Below are 1,094 nucleotides of genomic sequence, written 5' to 3' on the forward strand. Positions count from 1 at the left end.
ACGTCCTGCGCGATGAGCCGCGCGTTGCCGGGCTGCCCGGCGCCGTCGAAGCCCTCGGCGACGCTGCGGATCTTGCGGCCCGCGCGGTCGTAATACACCCGCGCGAAGCCCGAGATCGCCGCCCCGCCCTTGAGCGTGACGGTGTGTTCGAAGCGCACCGCGTCGCTGGGTGCTTCATTGCTGGCGGGCGATGCGATGGCCGGCGCGGTGCCGTTGTGGCAGCCCGCGCTGCCTGAGGGCGCGTTGGACGAGGTCGCCTCGACCAGGGTGCCCGAGGCCGCGTCGTAGACCCTGAGCCAGCAGTAGTAGACGGCGGTGCTGGTGCCGTCGGCGCGTGTCTCCCGCACCTTGCGGCCGAAGTCGTCCAGCGCCCAGGTCGTGGGCAGGCTGTTGGGCCCCACGAGCCGGGTGGCGGCGCCGAAGCGCGGGTCGTACTCGCGCGTCTCGCTCTGACTCAGCGCGTTGGCCGCGCTGGTGGCGAAGGTGCCCGCGGGCACCGTGACGCTCACGCCGGCCACCGTCACCGTCTGCTGCGCGTAACTGGCCGTGGCGCCGCGCGGCGTGAACTGCGCCAGCGCCGAGGCCCCGCCGCAGTTGGCCGTCGTGGTGGCCGTCTTGTTGCCGAAGGCGTCCCCGTACGTGTAGGACGTGGTCACGCACAGGTTCGGCTGGTCCGGCTCGACCGTCTCGCTCTCCAGCAGGCCGTTGGCCTTGTAGGTGAACGCGCTGGTGCGGCTGTAGCTGTAGGACGGGTCCGCCTGGGCGGCGCCCGTCCACGCCAGCGCCAGCAGCGCCAGGCTTGCCGAGCGCCACGCGCCTCGTCCCATGGACGTCGCGAGCCGGAATGCACGCATGTTTTCCTCTCCCTGGTCCGGGTGGCCCGGACTCGTCGATGTCGTCGTCTTTGTCGTCTCTGTCGTCGCGCGGGGGCCGTCGTCGGCGCCGCCCGCTGGCGGGCTCCGAGCCCGCCGCGCTCACGAGGGATCGCGCTCAGTCATCCAGCAGCAACTGCAAAATCGCCTGCAGCACCGCCGGGTTCACCGGCGCGTTGGTCTGCTGGTTGCCGGCGGTGGCCGTGGCCGTGGGCGAGTTGC

General features: G+C 72.2%; 1 pseudogene. It reads right to left on the reverse strand.

Annotated features, from left to right (window positions below):
- Nucleotides 1-854 (reverse strand): annotated as a pseudogene (locus tag CDN99_RS27945) (hypothetical protein); the annotation flags it as partial.
- Between the last annotated feature and the right edge of the window lie 240 nt (nt 855-1,094).

The organism is Roseateles aquatilis, from assembly GCF_002205645.1.
GTDB classification, from domain to species: domain Bacteria; phylum Pseudomonadota; class Gammaproteobacteria; order Burkholderiales; family Burkholderiaceae_C; genus Roseateles; species Roseateles aquatilis.